9 protein-coding genes are annotated in these 18,516 nt (G+C 42.8%); 1 reads left to right on the plus strand and 8 read right to left on the minus strand.

Annotated elements, in window-relative coordinates; all coding sequences use genetic code 11:
• Positions 1-7 precede the first annotated feature (7 nt).
• Genes CLV32_RS08590 through CLV32_RS08600 form a run of 3 tightly spaced genes read right to left on the minus strand, consistent with a single transcriptional unit; the run spans position 8 to position 6,777 of the window.
• Positions 8-1,651, minus strand: coding sequence for a DUF4957 domain-containing protein (locus CLV32_RS08590; protein ID WP_166641912.1), 1,644 nt, complete (start codon positions 1,649-1,651; stop codon positions 8-10).
• A 15-nt stretch (positions 1,652-1,666) separates the two neighbouring features.
• The gene (locus CLV32_RS08595; RefSeq protein WP_133554448.1) at positions 1,667-3,526 is read right to left on the minus strand and encodes a RagB/SusD family nutrient uptake outer membrane protein; all 1,860 of its coding nucleotides are present in this window, start codon (positions 3,524-3,526) and stop codon (positions 1,667-1,669) included.
• A gap of 20 nt (positions 3,527-3,546) precedes the next feature.
• A complete protein-coding gene (locus CLV32_RS08600; RefSeq protein ID WP_133554450.1) occupies positions 3,547-6,777 on the minus strand; it encodes a SusC/RagA family TonB-linked outer membrane protein in 3,231 nt (1,076 codons plus the stop codon).
• 332 nt (positions 6,778-7,109) lie between these two features.
• On the opposite strand from CLV32_RS08600, the gene CLV32_RS08605 reads away from it, so the two are divergent.
• Positions 7,110-8,126, plus strand: coding sequence for a LacI family DNA-binding transcriptional regulator (locus tag CLV32_RS08605; RefSeq protein WP_133554452.1), 1,017 nt, complete (start codon positions 7,110-7,112; stop codon positions 8,124-8,126).
• Here CLV32_RS08605 and CLV32_RS08610 read toward each other — a convergent pair.
• The 5 genes from CLV32_RS08610 to CLV32_RS08630 all read right to left on the minus strand — a co-directional run bounded on the left by CLV32_RS08610 (position 8,123) and on the right by CLV32_RS08630 (position 18,510).
• Entirely contained in the window at positions 8,123-8,569 is a 447-nt protein-coding gene (locus tag CLV32_RS08610) for a nuclear transport factor 2 family protein (RefSeq protein ID WP_133554454.1), read from the minus strand. The genes CLV32_RS08605 and CLV32_RS08610 overlap by 4 nt on opposite strands.
• Positions 8,570-8,600: 31 nt before the next feature.
• Positions 8,601-9,878 carry an NAD(P)/FAD-dependent oxidoreductase gene (locus CLV32_RS08615; RefSeq protein ID WP_208110976.1) on the minus strand — a complete coding sequence of 426 codons (1,278 nt, stop codon included), beginning with the start codon at positions 9,876-9,878 and terminating at the stop codon, positions 8,601-8,603.
• 70 nt (positions 9,879-9,948) lie between these two features.
• Entirely contained in the window at positions 9,949-12,507 is a 2,559-nt protein-coding gene (locus tag CLV32_RS08620; protein ID WP_133554456.1) for a BamA/TamA family outer membrane protein, read from the minus strand.
• Entirely contained in the window at positions 12,504-14,888 is a 2,385-nt protein-coding gene (locus CLV32_RS08625) for a GAF domain-containing protein (RefSeq protein WP_133554458.1), read from the minus strand. Before CLV32_RS08625 ends, CLV32_RS08620 begins: the two co-directional genes overlap by 4 nt.
• Positions 14,889-14,898: 10 nt before the next feature.
• Entirely contained in the window at positions 14,899-18,510 is a 3,612-nt protein-coding gene (locus tag CLV32_RS08630; RefSeq protein WP_133554460.1) for a BamA/TamA family outer membrane protein, read from the minus strand.
• Positions 18,511-18,516 lie beyond the last annotated feature (6 nt).

An 18,516-nucleotide genomic window follows, 5' to 3' on the forward strand; every position in this document is an offset into this window, starting at 1 on the left:
CATACGATTAATACGCCCAGCGTGGATCGCCTAAGGCGGTATTTCCTGTTCCCGCGGTCCGCAAAGCCGAACCTGCAGGAAGTGTAAAATCTGTTGTTGTTGCCGTCCACGGTAATGTGGTGGTTAGCGTATTAGTCAACGTAGCAGTTGCAAAAGTCAGCGCTGTTGTACCTGTAGAATTTAGGTTGAAATAATTTGTGTTGCTAATGGACAATGTAATTCCTGCTGCCGTAGCACGAAGTGCTGCCGCAGGGACGGTTCCTGATTTAGGGGTATTGGCCAGGATGCTGTTACTGATAGTCATATTAACAGGATTTGCAGCAGCATCAAGCAACGCATATTTACTGTTTCCACCGAAACCGTTAAAGGTACTGTAGCTTACAGTAATTGATGGTACCACATCTGCATTCAATGTTTTCGAAGCCAGGAACAATCCCGGGCCAAAATTATAGAACGTAGACTTTGTGATAGCCAGACTTGTAAACTGCATATTGTCCAAATGGAAAGCATAGTAAGCCGATGAAGCATTTGCGCCTGCATCATATACTATAGAATTGTTTACCGTGATAGCCCCTATTTTATGATCCTTAACATTGGTTCCTCTATTACCGCGCATAAAGGCAGTAGTAAAGTTATGTACGATACAATTGTCGACAGTAACATTGGTAAAAGTAGCTGCCGAAGCATTATTAGCCTGAGATCCGATGTAATTGATAAAGTATAAAGCAGATCCGGCAGCTCCATCGAACTCGATCCCCGACAGGGTAATTCCCGCACCTGTACCTTCAATATCTATTTCCTTCAATTTAACCAATGTAGTTTTTGGATCGCCGGAGATAGACTTCAAGGTAATTGTTTTCTGGGTGATAAAAGTACTCGCAGCACTCAGGTCGTAGGTTCCAGGATTTAATCCGATTACGGCACCATTTGCCGCAGAAGCGATTGTTCCGGCAAGGTCGTCACCGGGAGACAATTTAACAGTATAGGTAGTTGGCGCAAGCGTGGTAAACGTTAGCAATCCTTTACTTGTTTTACCTGAAAACAACTCAGCACTGTATTTTATACCACCTGTTAATCCGGTAATTGCTTTTAAACCAGCCGCAGCATCTGCCGTGCTCAAAGCAACGGTAACCGCTGTCCCTGTTGCAGGCGTCAATACGATAGAACTCAAGCCAACGGTTGGTGTGAACCTTAAAGTTACCCCATTTTCCTGGATTTCGTTATCACGCAGCGCAGTGTACAGTTGTGTACCTGTAAGCGTAAATGATGAGCTAACGATATATTTAGAGGCCGGCTGATCACCGGTGGCATTTGCCCGCACTCTCGCAAAATATTTGGTGCGCACGGCGATATTTTCTTCAGTTACGGTATAACCGAGGGTATCGGAAGTAGCGGTATAAGCGACTGTACTAAACAAAGAATCCTTAGCAAAATCGACAGTATATTTAAAGGCTTTTCCTGTCGACAAAAGTGGCTGTACCCATTTTAACTTTGCTGAGGTTGCACCTGCTGATACACTCAGGTCGCCTGGCTTAAAAATCCTTGCCGGCTCTGTTGGCACATCTTCAGATTTCTTACACGATGCGATAAGTATAGCTATTGCTGCAACAAACAATAAATTGCAGGCAATTGAATTGATATATTTCTTCATGATCATTGTTTTAAATTAATAGCCAAAGTTTTGAACCATCGCAGGATTTTCAATCAATGCTGACTTAGGATAAGGGAAAACTTCCTTTTTATTGGCTTCGAAATAAAATGCAAAGCCCGCAAGGGTACCTGATATCGTACCGGTTGTTGCATCGTCCGTTACTCCTGCTCTCCAGTTTTTAGTCGTATAACCAGAAGGAGCTGCGCTGGTACCCAAACCAGGCGTAAAGAACACGTTGTTCACTGTAGTTGAAGTTCCTGAATACAAGTCCATGTTAGCAACTTCGGCAACACTGTTGGTTTGCAGGTAGTTGTTTTCTTTTGCATAGATATATGCAGGTACATTGGCGTAAGCGCCCTGTCCCAGCATAAACTGTCTTAGTTTATCCCTTGTTTCATCAAATTTGGTTTTCATCAGATTCCATCTGATCAAATCATATTTACGGATTCCCTCACCACCAAACTCAAGTAATCTTTCTTTAACAATGGCGTTAAAAAATCCATCTTTGGTTGTTGGATTTACCGGCGTACTGGTCTCGAAGCCCGCGTAAGCACGTTTCTGCACTTCTACCAGCGCTGCCTGAGCGGCACCAGAAGGGCCATTGTTAATTTCGTTGTCTGCTTCAGCATACATCAGCAACACATCGGCAAAACGGAGGATCGGCCAGTTGATGGCGAATGTTTGCGCCGAAGATGAATTATTGAATGCTGTCCATGATTTACGGAATTTACCGTCTGTAAGTGCACTTGTAGCATTCAAGATTTTCTTAGAGTTGGCATTGATCTCAAATACACCAATGGTAACATCCCTGCGGCAATCTTTACTCTGGTCAAACTCATAGAAATAAGTTGGGATGGCATTGATACCACCTCCACCTTGTCCGAAAGAAGAGGCAGAGTTAAAACGCATACCGTTGTAATAACCCAATTTACTATCTGTAGAGGAGTTAGATCCATAAGCAGCAACCTCAAACATCAGTTCATGTGCATCGTCAAGTCTTGAAATGGTATGAAGAGATTTGAAAACATTCTCGTAAACAGGATTCAAGGTATGATCACCGCGATGGCCCATAATATCCAGACACTCGTCGAACGCTATTTTATAATAGGTCAGATAATCAGCATTTCTTGTCATGGTATGGTTACTGATTTTCAAGGAATAACCGCCTCTTGCCAATGCAATTCTAGCTCTTAATCCTTTAATGGCTCCTTTAGTAAATCTAAAACTACCGTAATCGGCAATTGCAGATCTCCAAGGTACCATGTCTTCAGCGATTTTCAGGTCAGCGATAATACGCTCATAAGTTTTATCGTGATCAACATTGGGACCATATAAGGTTGCTGCGTCTGCTGCCGGAACAAACGATGCAGGTACATCTCCCCAGTTTCTGATCAGCTCATAGAAAAATAAGGCACGTAATGCAAGGGCTTCACCGTAGTAACGCTGCATTAATGCTTTTTCTCCGGCAGATCCGTTGGTGTATACATTAGAGGTAGGGATAAATTTGATACATAAGTTTGCGCGTTCAATCCCCGAATATAATTGCACAAAAGGATTGTACAGGTCGCTGTTATCAGAGCTAGCACCATACATGCTGATACCACGTCTATCCGCAGAGCTGTAGCTTCCTGAGGTTTTAAAATCGTCGGCCGACAAAGGAAACAGGGAAGAAATTCTGTTACCGTATCCGTTATCTCCGATTAGCTTGTTATAAACGCCGATTACTGCGGCATTAGTAGATGTTGTACTCTCAAAAACTACATCCGCAGAAGAAGAGGAGTCAGATTTATAGTCAAGTACCTTTTTACAGGAAGTTATGCTGATTGCTCCAATAGCTAAGACTAGCAAAGCAGAATTTATAAATTTCGTTTTCATTTTTTTAATTACTAGAAGGATTAAAAAACAAGGTTTAGACCTGCCAGGATATATCTGCTACGTGGATAGGCCGCGTAATCTACACCGGGCGTCAACGGATTCGAGCGTCTTGTATTTGCTTCAGGATCGTAACCTGTATAACCTGTGATGGTGTACAAATTGTTCACAGTAGCATAAACCCTTAATTTAGAAATAATTCCTGTTTTTTTCACTACTGATTGTGGGATGGTGTATCCCAGAGTCAGGTTTGCAATTCTCAGGAAAGATCCATTCTCTACTGCATACGATGTAAGTGCATAGTTACCTAATGTAGGCGTCCACATAGTTGTATTTGCGTTCATCGCAGTTAATGTAGCCGGATCTGTTACACGGATACCATTTGCATCAAAGTTTTGCCAGCGATCGGCCATGGTTGCCAACAGGTTATTGTCTTTCACATTATATTGTGATGTAAATTCCAGTTTATTGGCATTGTATACTTTGCTACCTACAGAGAAGTTAACGAAAACACTAAGATCGAAGTTTTTATAAGCAAACTGATTGTTTAAACCACCAGTAAATTTAGGCTGTGAAGTACCGAGAACAGTTTTGTCATCCTCGCTGATCAGCATGCTTGAAGAGCTGCTCAGTTTTTTAACTTTCATATCTCCCGGTTGCGGGTTCCTGTTACCCAGCAGCAAACTCGCATTCGGAATACCTGGTTTAAGCGTATACGTGTAAACGCCTGTAGTTGCATTTTGAGTAGTCGTAAAGTCATCAACAGTATATCTACCATCAGAAATAAATCCGTAATACTGCCCTACTGGTTTACCCACCTGAACATAATAATCTGCCAGGGAGTTTACCCATCCTGATTGTGCGGTGTAAGCCTGAACGCCATTCTGAAGTTCCAGAATCTTGTTTCTGTTGAAGGAGATGTTAAATCCGGTGTTGTAAGTGAACTCATTTGTTTTAACTGCAGCCCAGTTTAACTGGATCTCCAAACCTTTATTCTGTGTTCTTCCAACATTCTGTTGCTGTGTCAAATAACCATTGATTGGCGGAATGTTTGCATTTAGCAACAGGTCTTTAGTCCTGTTATCATATAAATCCACACTTACGTTTAATCTGTTTTTGAACAGGTCGAAATCGAAACCTAAGTTTTTAGAAGTATTTGTCTCCCAGGTGATATTGGGATTAGACAATACGCTTCCAGCGATTAGACCAGTGGTAACAGAAGCATCAGATGCTGCATAACCACCTGCCGTAGAGTTGGCAGAGAATAATGTACGGAATAAATCCTGACCGATTCTGTTGTTACCTGCAGCACCGTAGCTGAAGCGGATTTTAACATTATCAACCCAGCTGATGTCCTGACCTTTGAAGAAATCTTCCTCAGATAATCTCCAGGCAAGTTGTGCCGATGGGAAGTTACCCCACTGCTTACCCGGCGCAAATAGAGAAGATCCGTCTCTTCTAAAGTTAAAAGTTGCCAGGTAACGGGATTTATAAGAATATGAAGCTCTGGCAAAGAAAGACAATTGTCTTACTCCAGAAATTAACGAAGTTGGTTTGTCTTGTACTGATCCCACTGGTGGCTCTGCTTTCTGGATACTCGCAAAGGCTTCACTTGGGGTGATACTTATTGGGAACCATTTGATGTTAGCGCTATTGGAATTGATATCTGTTTTAGTCAACTCCTGACCCACCAATAAATCCAGACTGTGATCTGATCCCAAATCCGGCTTGTAATTGATTAAGTTGGTATTGATCAGGGCGGTCAGATTCGAATTATCCAATACTACCCCAGGCAATCCACCGTTATTACGGCCAGCCAAACTGATTGCACCGTTAAAGGTATTTGTTTTACGATCAGTGTAAGTTAAACCTACCGTACTTCTGATGGATAGATTTTTTAAAATCTGATAGTTCAGGTAACCACTGCTGATCATGTCGTTCCTGTAATCATACTTAAGCTCATTATTTGCCAATGCAATAGGATTAGTCAATGCTGTGGTTTGGTAATCTGCATCAAAAAGGTCACCAGAATCACCACCACCCGAATACGGCTGATAGCGCACTGCATTTCTCAAACGGTTAGCAGAGTTGGAACCTGTGCTCGTTGTACCAACACCATCAATTCTTTGGCGACTGTAACGTACATTGATACCTGTTCTTAATTTATCGGATATTTTATGGTCGAAACGGAAAGAAGCAAATGTTCTTCTGTAACCAGAGTTCAGCATGATACCATCTTCTTTGGTATTGTTCAATGTAAAATTGAATGTTGTTACATCAGTACCACCTGATAGATTCAGGATCTGTGTATTAGAGAATGCCTGACGGCCGAACACTTTATCCTGCCAGTCAATAGCCTGAATGTTCTTGTAGATATCAAGATCCTCAAAAGTCCCGTATCTTTTCGTGAACTGATCCTTAACTTCCTGTGTAGTGTTGTAATTGTATAATTCGTACTGGTACTTTACATATTCGTACGGACTTAAAACCGGGAGTCTGTTTACGATCTGACGTGCACCAGCATAAGCTTCCAATGAAACAATTGTTCTGCCTGATTTTCCACCCTTAGTGGTGATGATCACAACGCCGTTTGCACCGCGACTACCATATATAGAGGTAGAGGCAATATCTTTAAGTACGTCGATCTTCTCAATCTCATTTGGAGACAATACTGACAGCGCGTTTTCTACTTGTACCCCATCAACAATATAAAGCGGTGAATTATCTCCTGTAAGGGAACTTCCACCACGCACTTTAATCTGAACCTCAGCACCCGGGCTACCTTCAGTAGTTGTTACCGATACCCCTGCAAGTTTCCCCGCTAATGCCTCCGCAGCGGTTCCAACAGGAAAATCCGCCAGATCTTTAGCGCGTACTGAAGATACGGAACCCGTCAGGGCTTCTTTACGTACACTGCCATAACCGATGTTAACCACAACTTCATTCAGTTGAGAAACATCTTCCGCTAGTGTAACATTGATTTTTGATTGTGCACCCACAGTGATTTCCTGTGAAGTGTAGCCAACAAATCTCACGACCAACACTGTTGATCCTGTACTTGGTACTGAAATTTTGTAAGCCCCTTGTTCATCCGTGCTAACGGCATTCTTTGTGCCTTTAACAATGACGCTGACACCCGGTACGGGTGCTTTCGATGTTTTGTCTGTCACCACCCCTGTTACCTGTCGAGTCTGAGCATGTAGCGCTCCGGCAAAAGATGTTAACAATACAAACAGTAGTAAAATTCTTTTCATACAGTGAATCGTTTAATCCACGATAGCTAAAAAAACAAGACAAACTATCCAACAGACCCTTTCAGGGCTTAATTTACAATTGGTGATAAGTTTGAGATTATTTTATTTTCGACACCGCGGCTATTTGGTTAAATGGAAATCTGGTTAGATTTCTACAAACAATTCTACATTGTTTTTTTTAATTATAGAATGCAGCGTTCAGATATATTTGTGCAATCGTTCCCGACATACCGTCAATTCTGTCAAAAATTATATTAAGACCCGGATTTACCTTATATTGCAATATTTAATAATCTGATGTAATCATTTTATTTAAAATTAAGACTACAAGCATGTTTGAGCCCTCTACACTAAAAGATATCGCTAAGGCACTCGGCCTTTCAACTTCCACTGTATCAAGAGCTTTGCGCGATACCCACGAAATCAGCAGCCGCACCAAGCAGTTGGTGATGGACTATGCAAAAAAAATCAACTACCGCCCCAATCCAAATGCGCTGAGCTTAAAAGAACGCAGAAGCAAATCTATTGGCGTTTTAGTGAGCGAAGTGGCAAACCATTATTTTTCGCAAGCAATTAATGGAATTGAATCCATCGCCTATGATAAAGGGTACCATGTTATCATTACGCAGACACATGAATCGTATGATCGCGAGAAAATAAACACAGAATACTTATCGTCGAGATCCGTGGATGGCTTACTCATCTCACTTTCTGCCGAAACAGATGACGTTGCTCATTTAAAATATTTGCACGATAAAGGACTTCCGATGGTGTTTTTTGACCGCGTCGCAGAAGAGATCGATACGCATCAGATTGTAGCAAACAACGAAAAAGGTGCATTTGAGGCTACCTCCCATTTGATAGAAACAGGATATAGAAAAATTGCGCACCTCACCAGTTCCGCCCATTTGTCTATCAGCAAAGAACGACTTTCCGGCTATAGCAGGGCTTTGGCACAACATAACATACCCATCAACGAGGATTATATTAAACACTGCCCACATGGCGGTATGTTTCATGAAGAAGTGGAAACGGCTATTCAGGAACTGCTGGACATGAAAGATAAGCCTGATGCAATATTCGTTGCCGGCGATAGGCTTAGTATCGGATGTTTAATGGTTTTTAAGAAACTTAACATCAAAGTACCTGAAGATATGGCGATTGCCGGATTCAGTAACTCTGATGTGCTCGACCTCATGAGTCCTTCATTGACTTCTATTCGTCAACCGGCCTTTGAAATTGGTCAGATCGCTACGGAAATGCTGATCAACCTTATTGAAAGCAGGTATCCGGTTACCGAATTCGAAAAAAAGGTCCTTGATACCAGCTTGTTTATCCGGAATACCTAGTCGAGGTGAAATGCCCTGCGACCGATCATTTTCCAGTCTGATTTATCTTTCTGAAATACCAGAACAATCCCTAAATGGATATGTGCAGGTTTATTGTTATCATTCGTATCTGCAATCAGATCGTGGCGTACGATAGCTACTTTACCGATCACTGAGATTGTCTGTTTACTCAGTTCGATAGTTAAGAAGTTCGATTTCTTGGTTGATATCGCCGTAACAAATGATTCCTTGTTTTCCAGCTTACCACCAGAATGCCCATAACTGAGGTCGTCAGACAATACACTTTCCAGATCAGCCTTATTACCACTGATCATCGCTAGTCTGAGTTTCTCTACTGCTGCTGCGACTTCTGTTTCATCTTTTGTTGGTGTAACCATAGCTGTTTGCGCCTGTGTGAAAAGTCCTGCTGTAACAAGCAGGATCATACCGATTAGTTTCTTCATTTGGTTTAAATTATGAGGCCAATATACAGCTTTATACGATATCTTCTTCCTCAATCGGACGGATGATCATACGTAATGATTGATCTTTTGCCAAATAAGCAATCATCCAATTCCAAAAAGTACGTGCACGGTTCCTATAGGTTACTAAAGACATCAGGTGAATAAATAACCAGACCATCCAGGCGATAAAGCCACTCATGTGAATCTTGGGCTTCGGCAGGTCTACCACGGCATTGGCACTTCCGATAATTGCCATGGACCCCTTATCGTGATAGCTGAAAGGTTTAAGCTCCTTTCCTTTTTGCCGGCGTCTCAGGTTTTTTGCCAGCGCCAGCCCTTGCTGAATGGCCACCTGTGCTACCTGAGGGTGCCCTTCAGGAAATTTAACGTCGCCCAGCTGCAAGCAGGTATCGCCAATGGCATAGATGTTTGCTACTCCGTTAAGCTGGTTAAATTCGTCTACCAGCATCCTTTTCCCCCTTCCATAAGATGTTGCTGGGATACCTTCAAAAATTTTCGCCGTTACGCCCGCTGCCCAGATTAAATTCCTGGTCGTTATTCTTCTCCCGTCGGAAAGTACAACGGTGTCATCAACAAAGTCATCTACATGCATATTAAGCACAAGCTTCACGCCGAGCTTAGTTAAGGCAGCGCCGGTATGTTGCTGCGAATATTCGCTCATAGGCGATAGCACTGCATTTCCACCGTCGACAAGATAAATCTCGCCTCCTTTGCCTGCCAACTCAGGATAATCCTTTTTTAGGATACCATGTTTCATCTCTGCAAACATCCCCGAGATCTCTACGCCTGTGGGCCCTCCTCCAGCGATGACAAGCGTCAATAGCTTCTCTATTTCCAAAGGATCATTGGAAACGGATGCTTCCTCCATACGCATCAATAAAATATTCCGCATCGAGATCGCATCACCCAGGGTCTTCATTGGAATAGCGTGTTTCTTAATATTTTCGTTGCCGAAGTAATTCGTCTCCGCACCAGTGGCAAAAATCAGCTCATCGTAGGTTAGCTCCCCATTAGAAAGAATTAATGTTTTTGTTTCCGGAACAACCTTGAGCAGCTTTCCCAGCCTGAACCTTACATTCTTTCTGCTGGCAAAGAGCTTGCGGAAGGGATAACTGATGCTCGAAGGCTCCAAAAAACCTGTAGCAACCTGATATATCAATGGTGGAAAGAAATTGTAGTTATTTTTATCTACCAGTGTAATTTGAAAAACAGCATCTTTAGACAGTTCCTTGGCCAGGTTAATTCCGGCAAAGCCTCCGCCAACTATTACAATATGTTTATGCATCATGACAACTTATACTTATTAAACAGTCATTTTGCTTTTTAGTTTACCAGCAGACCGTCACGATTAATGAATTTTAAAAAGAAAAACCAATAGATATATAAGGCAATGCGCCCTCTTTGGAAAATCCTACCGCAGCCTGAATCAGAATAAGTTCAGCAGGGATTACATAAACGCCACCCCCATAACCGTCATGCCAGCTCTTAGAGCTTTGTCCGGGTTCCCATACCCTGCCGATATCGTTAAAACCAATAAGGCCTACAGAACCCGGAGTGATGTAAGACGTAAAATCAAATAATTTAAGTCGGAGATCCAGGTTATAATACACCATCGAACGACCTGTAAACCTATTGGTATGGAACCCCCGCAATGTGCGCACCCCACCAAGTTGCATGCGCTGATAGAAAGTTGGCGTACCTATAGTTGTGCCCGCCCCCAGTCTATTGGCAATTACGAAACCAGAACTCCCCGGGTTAACATACGATCTGAATTCGGTCTGTATGCTTCCGCACGCGTTGTGCTGATCGTTAAGTCCTTGTTTCGCGGCAACCGTAGTTTTCCAGTATATTCCATTTTTAGGGATAGCTGCGTTGTCACGACTATCGTAAGTGAGGTTGCTGACTAACCCGGCATAGAACTTATTCTTATAAACCTCCTCTTCAGGATAGGCAGCATTAAAATCTCTTAAAAACCGTTTTGCATTAGACGCGGCATCACTGGTATAATACTCCGTAGAAATACCAGCTTCCAGCGTGAATCGCTTATCCAGTGCGCGTTTAACTTTAAAATCGGCATTAAAATAGTCATAGTGACTTCTATAATACGACATATCCTTATCGCCTTTGTTGATAAACCGGGTATCATTCCCCAGTCCAAAAAAGTTACTCAGGTTATTAGGACCAAGCATGACCGCATCAATCTTTAAATCATTTTTACCGATCAGCTCCTTGAAGTCGCCGGAATAGGTGAACAAGAATGATTCCCTGCCAGTAGCATAATTTGCCCAGAGCTCATTCCTGAATCGATAGGGTGCTTTTCTAAAGCCTTGCTTTTCATACACTAAACCTACGCCTACCAATAAGCCCTGATCGAGATTGTAGTTAAAATGAAAAAGTGGGCCTAGCTGGTCAAAAACGAAGCTCTTCTTATTGAAACTGTTGACAACAGTATCGTTCGCAAGCCTAAACTTCGCCTCTGATTTCGAAGGGAGCATATTGTTGCCGTCCAGCCTATCGTAGATATAATTCTTACTTTTATTGTTCAGGCTGGAATCGATTTTAAAGACATCTACATCTGCGCCTCCAACCATCCGCACAACAATCCGCGACTTCTTGGTACCGTTAACATCAAACACATCTTCTCCAGCGAATCCATAGAGTCTTATTTCCTCAGTGTGCTTCGGATCAAAAGTGCGCTGAAACACGGTACGGCCATTTGTACCGTCTTTCTTGATATTCTCTATCTTGACGGCAATACGACCATCATCCTTATGGGAGATGCTAAAATATTCTTTTTTATCTGAGGCCGGTATATCTACTTTTTTAGCCAGGAAATAATAATAGGTCATTGCGATCTCCTGCAAATTAGTTACCCGCCCATTTAAAGCTTTTGAAAGCTCGTCGTTATTGTATTTTAACGCTGCAGCTGGCATTTGTCGCAACGCTTTAGTTACCAATTCAGGCGTGATTTTTTCCTGTACGTAACGGATTTCTTCCTTCCAATCCTTTTCACTGAGCTCGTTTAAAAAATAGCGGTCAAAATACCTCGCGTTAAAATTCCATCCATTAACATCGCGGATGGTTGCTGAATATGGTTGCAGGTTTGATTTTAGCCATTGATGGGAAAGAAACCAGGGAAAGATGCCTGAGGTCTTATAAAAAACCTTATCCCTGTCGCGTGGGATCGGATCGTAACGTGTTACACCCTTATCCTTATCAGATGTCCAGCGCCAGTTGTCTTCATGCCTATCCCAGTCGCCAACAACAAAGTCGAGCAACCGGGCACGTAACACAAGTTTCTCGTTGAGCAGATGGTCGTTATCTTCCTGCAGTTTCTCCTGAACTTTATCGGTGCTCTGTGTTTTATCCAGGTCCAGGGGAGCGCGTTCTTCAAAATAGTAAGCGGCATTCGCAAATTCCTTCCTGTATTCACCAAGTCCCGGATCGTCACCAACATACACCAATTCAGGATTGGCATGTTCAAGTTTCAATGCTTCAGCAAGAACTGGTACAATCATGGCGCCGAACGGATGTCCTGTTGATACCTGATCCTGAACGATATCCTTAGCAATAGTTGGCCTGAGGTTAGCTGGTAGCGCACGCTCGGGATACTTTTGAATCGTTCGCAACACCCATTCTTTTCCCTGAGGGTCTACAAAACGAATGGACCGCGTTTGATTGCCACCACCCAGTTTGGAGATCTTTAACCCGCCACGTTCCTTATTGATATCAAGTACCCTCATTTTTACCGGGAGTGCCCAGAGTTTCCGGTAATTTTCCCCTAAAAAGTCACGGTGTACCTTACTTACCTGATCATATTCGGGGGCAATAGCAACAGTTACTGAATCCGGCAAGTTTTTAGTTTGCGCAAAGCCAGCAACAGGTAGTAACAGAAACCAAAGTAATCTTTTTATCATATGCCCGATTGTATTTCAGCGTGCTCATTCATTGCCACACCAACACGGAGTGCCTTAAGTCCTTCTACGCCCTGAAGTTCTTCGACTTCTATATATTCAACATCATCTAATAGCAGTTTCTGTGTTTGCAGGGTTTGAATATATCCTAAATATTCTGCTGCCTCAGAACTATTGAAGTAAACGATAGCAATTTTACCGGGCTGTGTCAAACGCTCTTCTGAGCCTTTGATATGTGCTTTATCAATTCGTTTCTTGACCATCTGATAGCGGATATTGTAGCCACCCTCCACATCAAACCGCTGTTCGTCGGCCCTAAAACTAATATCTATGGGTTTATCGTATACAAAAATCAGATGTGTTGTTTGCAAATGCATTGCCAGCTCCGGAATCAGCCGATTTGTGGCACGCGCAATCTTGGCAATAATCTCCAGCTGCATAAAACGAAAGGTCTGCACCATATCGGCCGGCATTGGCGTAAGGTGGGCGATAGATTCACCGAGATAAATATCAAACTCAACACCATCTGTCCGGAATTTCTCGAAATAGCATGGATATGCATGCTGAAGTTCTACGTTAAACTCTTCCAACAGCGTACTGATTGTTCTGTTGATAGATTGCATGCTGCGTTCATATTCCAGCCTGTTTTTATAAAGGGCCCCCTGTGGGTCAACATGGCTAAAGTAATTATCGACGGTCTGCGTTACTGCAGGCTGGGTATCTTTCAGCAAATGCAGATATGCCGGCAGCTGCCTCAGCAGGTAATCTTCAATTCTTAATATTTCCCGGTCAGAAAGTTCATCAAACTCTTTATGATTCCATAGCCCGGCGGGCGAAGGGATATTTTTTTCATTCAGCGACTTAACCTTCACCTTGATCTCACAAAGCGTCGTTTCCAGCAAATCGAAGTGTGCATACAAATCTTTACGGATGGCCAGATTGCGCTCAATGCTCGAATCTTTGATATCTATAGCACCATAGAAAGGATGTACGTTTTTGAAAAAGATAGATTCTATAGGCAGTTTCTTTCCCAGAGATTTTGCATTGAGATAGTTGAATGCAGCCTGATAAAAACGCCACTGCACTGCCGGTTGCAGCGAAGTAAATTTATCTGTTATCACTGCAGCAATCTCATTGTTAAATTCAGTAATAATATTCTGAAAAAGTTGGGCCAGTAGCGGGAAAGCTGTTTCTATTTTAGACAGGGTGCTACTGTTAAAAAAGCTTGGATCTTTGGCGTACAATTCCAAACACCCTACCAGCCGGCCACTATAGTACAGCGGAAAAAGAGCATAAGACCGGATACCCTTATTCCATAGCAGTCTTAACATCGGATAATTATTCTGCTCTTCCTCTACAATTTCAGGAAAGATCAATCGCCGGGGATGCATCAGGTAATCTTCTATTAACGACTGATAATCTACCTCTCCATCCTGCTCCTGCCTGGCCAGTTCAATAATAATACTTTGAAATCCAGAATGGTCATTGACCACTGTTTTGTCGTTGAGCCTTAAATAGGGTAAAATCCCAAATTCCACCTGATCACTTCCTACAAGTGTTTGCAGCGCAATCGTAATGTTTTTATCATGCGAGCCAACCGCACAATCGTTGTGTGCTATGATTACATTTTTAACTGATTCCAGTGCATATTCTGAAGTAACATCTGTGAGGCTTACAATGGAAATACCTTCTACCCTAAACTGCTCGGGAGGCAACAGATTACTTAATATATTTAACGTATTTGTGTCGTCCTGCAGCTCTTCTTTGATTTTCTGAAGGCTCAGTTCGGGAAGTTCTGCCAAACTCTCGATGTCCATAAAACGTGTGTCCACATTCAGCCGATAGTATTTTAGTAAATGTGTTTCCGGATCGATCAATGACTTGATTGTGAAATCTACATCTGTAAGTGTGAAGTTGTAAAATTTCTTAAGAACGAGGTTATAGAAACTCGTACGTACACTTTTATGCATGTCCTCGGCAACGGGCAATTTCAGATCTTTTCTCAGCATCTTTGTCTCAGCATCAATCAGTATACTGTAGAAACCAGAAGTACCGTAAAAAAAAGCTGCCGTTAATGGGGGCCCTAGTGCCCAGAACTGCTCAGACTCATCATTCAGGATCGGAGAAAGTGCAGTATAGATCAGCTCATAGAGCGACGTGTATTTTTGCGCGTCAGCGGCCGACACGGCTTCCTCAAGTTCTGGATACTGCTTAAACTGCTCCAGAATATATTTAAAAAAGTTAACCTTGGCTGTTTTTTCTGTTTCTATTTTCTGCTCTATAAACCGGATAAAAGGTTTGAGCGAAAAGTGCAAATCGATCCCTAGCGGATGCTTATTGAGCTCTTCTGCTCCTGGGACTAAACTAACGGTGGTCGCTTGCATATCTTATAAGTTAAAAACGCATTCCTATACTAAGATAAGGATACCAGCCTTCAGTAGAGTGTCCCATAATGAATTTTATTACAGTTAGCTCTGCCGGAGCCAGGTAAAGTCCGCCACCTACACCATGGTGCCACGGACTGGAATCATCATTTCTTTCCCAGACTCTTCCGGTATCGTAGAAGCCGATTAGTCCAATCTGACCTGGCACCAGGTAATTCGCAAAGTCACCAAGCTTAGCGCGCAGCTCCAGGTTGTTGTAGAAAGAATGTTGACCGGCAAACCTGAATTGTCTGAATCCCATCAAATTTCCTTGTGATCCAAGAAACAAACTCTGGTAAAATGCAGTCTTTCCAATAGTTACCCCACCTCCAAAACGTTCGGCAAGGACTACCGTTGCTCTTGTGTTTAATGCCTTATATAAAGCCACCTCGGGGATGATCTGTGCAAAAGATTTGGAGTTATCGTTCAGGCCGGCGTATCCCTGCAGCTTTATATTTACATAACTTCCCCAGGCTGGCAGTACTTTGTTATTGCGTTTATCATTAACAAAGTTGACTATCACACCAGCATGCATTCTGTCTTTTTCCACACTATTGGCATCATAAGAACCTATAAGCGCAGGGTTTTGCGTTAAGCGACCTTCATTATTCTCGACATCGTAATGATAGTACTGAAACGACGGACCAATAGAAACGCTTGTTCCCGTTTCAGTATGCCAGCGAAGTGCAGGATCAAACTGGAAGATATTAAATCTCGCCCTATAGTATTTCTGATAGCCATCAAATTTATTCAATACCGTTTCGTTGCCACGGCCGAAGAAATTAATGGAATTATCCGGAGCATCTGCCCTTGCCTGGATCTCCAGGTCGGCATTCCCTATTGCCTTAATAAATTCTCCGCGATACCGGATCCGAAAGGCCTTGGTTGTAAAGGAGTGGTACACCAGAAACTCGTGCATATAGTTATACGGAAGTTTTCTAAAACCTTCCTGACGGATATACTTGAATCCCGCACCGATCAATACACCCTCATCACGGTTAAACGCTGCTGTGTAGATTGGAATAAATTCATGAATCAGATTGACCGGCAAAAAGGAAGTGTTGATGCTGTCGCCCGACAAATGGATTTTCAGCCTTGATGAGTCACCCTTCAATTTTAACTTATTACCTATATCATACAACTGCACTTTACGTTTGGCATTGATCACCTCAATGTTTTTAGTACCGGTGCTATCTACCACACGCAGTTTAATGTTGGAGGTTTTGTTATCCAATACTACGCGATCTGATCCACCACCTGTATAGATTCTGATTTCTTTGGTTACCTCAGGGTAATAAGCTGTATTCATCAGAGCTTTCTGAACTTTCCCATCCTTATTAACTTTGTTCACCTTCACATTTAAGCCATTGTTAACCGTATCGGTGATCGTAATCAGTTCGTTTTTACCACTCGCGTGCACGTCTACAATCTTATTCGAGTATTTATAATACCAGGACATTTCTTCGGGAATATTCTTCCTCCGGGTTTTCAATGCGGCAAGGAGCTTGTCGTGCCTTAGCTTATATGCCGATGCTGGTAGCCTTCTTAACCCTGCCTCCAGCACTTCATCTGTTTCTGCAGCTACAAAATCGTTGACTATTTTCATGTACTGCTCGTAACTAAAATGCGTTGCAGGGTAGCGATCCATGAAGACCGTTTTCCATAAAGAATACCGAATATCTTTGATCTTCCCTCCCCATCCTTGCAGGTTAGGCACCAGGCCTGGCTTTGATACCTGCGTAGGAATCAGTCCCTGGTTCACATACATCGCCTGATCTCTGTCGCGGGGAACGGCAGTATATACATCTTCACCATCCCCTTTTTCTTTTTTCCATCTCCACTGGTCTCCGTGCCTGTCCCAGTCGCCAATTAATAAATCCAGCAAGCGCGCCCTTAAAAACTCTTCGGCATCAATGTTATTGTCATTATCCTTATCCAGCTTTTTTACTGTTTTAGGTGTATTGTCACTCTCACCAATAGGTTCACGTTCTTCGAGCAAACATATCTTGTTTACAAATAAAGCGGCATATTTTCCCAGGTTAGGATCAGCAGAAACCACACCAATAATTGGGTTTGCGTGGGGAACACGTGCTGCTACTGCCAAAGGTGGCACTACTAATGCCGAGAAGGGATGTTGGGCACTTAACGCATCATCTACAAGATCTTTAGCAAACGTTTCCTGTAATTCATCGGGAAGAATTTTCTCTGGAGCCTTCTCAACCCCTCTAAGCACCCATTCTTTACCAGATTTGTCTACCAGACGCAATGAATTGGTCTGGAAGCCGCCACCCATTTGAATCGGTGTTAATCCCCCGTGAATAGAAGAAAGCCTGATCACAGGCAACTTCGTTTGCGCGGCCCACTCTTTTCTATAGTTCTCGCCAAAAAGAAAACGGTGAAATCCTGTCACCTTATCATAAGCCGGGTGTACAGCAAGAATGATACTATCCCCAACAATCGGTTTATGCAAAGAATCCAGTCTTTCTTTAACTGCTACATAAGGTTTGGTATATGAAAAGGTCTGCACTACGCCACTATCGGTATCTTTATAATACGTGAAGGTGATACTTTTATCAGCAAGCATGTCTGCTGTAACATATCCCTGTGTCGCGTCCGCGTACAATGCATTTTTTCCTTTTACAACGTAGCTATGCTTCGCCCCGGCACCACTGATTACCTGCATCTGCTTTTTTGACTTGATAAACTGCAAGCCGTGCTCATGACCGGCAACGTGCACCATATTTGGGAAGGTCCCGAAAACAGCATTGATCTTCTGTACCATATCCTTATAGTCCGGATGATTCAAATCTTCCTCATTTGGAAAAGTAGAGCGGAGAAAAGGATAGATAGATCCTATAAACGGAAGCGGAATCTTCAGGTCATCATTGAATGCCGTAAGCGGAAAAAGGTGGTCCTTGAATGAAAAATGCCCTCCATGGATACCATAACTTTGAAAAGGGTGATGTGAGGCTAATAGAATTACTTTATTCCTGTTTTTGTAATAGAGATCCTGGATCTTCCGCAAAATATCATCCTTAGTTTTACAATCACACTCAGGTTCAGGATTAGCTTTATTAAAGGTATACAGGAACCACTCACTGTCGAATGCAATAATGGTCAGATCTTTCGACACATTGATCTCTACAGGATCGGGACAGCCATCTCTGGGCACCATCTTAAGCAGACTATCCTGCTGTTCATCCAGGTATTCCCATTGCCTTTTGATCTTAGCCAGACCCTTTGGTCCCGACTTATCCCAGTCGTGATTTCCTGGCAAAAAATAAACCGGAGCGCCCGCTGCACGCAAGGGTAAATATTGGGACTGCAAAATTTTCTTTGTTTCTTCCTCTTCAGCACTTCCGGGTAGCCCCATGCCGCGTGGGTATATATTATCTCCTAGAAAAAGAACTGTTGTTTTTCCCTTCAGCACGTTTGCCGAAGCATGCTTAAGCACCTGGCTTTGCTGAGTATCCATCTCTCCCGCATCTCCAATCAGGATGACACGCGATACCACTGGCGAATGCTGTGCCCAGCTTGGCGACATGTAAAATAGTATTAAAATTAGAAGGAGTAAGCGTTTCATCAGATG

This window comes from Pedobacter duraquae (assembly GCF_004362245.1).
GTDB classification, from domain to species: Bacteria; Bacteroidota; Bacteroidia; order Sphingobacteriales; family Sphingobacteriaceae; genus Pedobacter; species Pedobacter duraquae.

Coding starts and splice junctions, on each gene's coding strand:
- CLV32_RS08630 (WP_133554460.1), bottom strand. CDS start 18,510: ATGAAACGCTTACTCCTTCTAATTTTAATACTATTTTACATGTCGCCA.
- CLV32_RS08590 (WP_166641912.1), bottom strand. CDS start 1,651: ATGAAGAAATATATCAATTCAATTGCCTGCAATTTATTGTTTGTTGCA.
- CLV32_RS08620 (WP_133554456.1), bottom strand. CDS start 12,507: ATGATAAAAAGATTACTTTGGTTTCTGTTACTACCTGTTGCTGGCTTT.
- CLV32_RS08600 (WP_133554450.1), bottom strand. CDS start 6,777: ATGAAAAGAATTTTACTACTGTTTGTATTGTTAACATCTTTTGCCGGA.
- CLV32_RS08610 (WP_133554454.1), bottom strand. CDS start 8,569: ATGAAGAAACTAATCGGTATGATCCTGCTTGTTACAGCAGGACTTTTC.
- CLV32_RS08625 (WP_133554458.1), bottom strand. CDS start 14,888: ATGCAAGCGACCACCGTTAGTTTAGTCCCAGGAGCAGAAGAGCTCAAT.
- CLV32_RS08595 (WP_133554448.1), bottom strand. CDS start 3,526: ATGAAAACGAAATTTATAAATTCTGCTTTGCTAGTCTTAGCTATTGGA.
- CLV32_RS08605 (WP_133554452.1), top strand. CDS start 7,110: ATGTTTGAGCCCTCTACACTAAAAGATATCGCTAAGGCACTCGGCCTT.
- CLV32_RS08615 (WP_208110976.1), bottom strand. CDS start 9,878: ATGATGCATAAACATATTGTAATAGTTGGCGGAGGCTTTGCCGGAATT.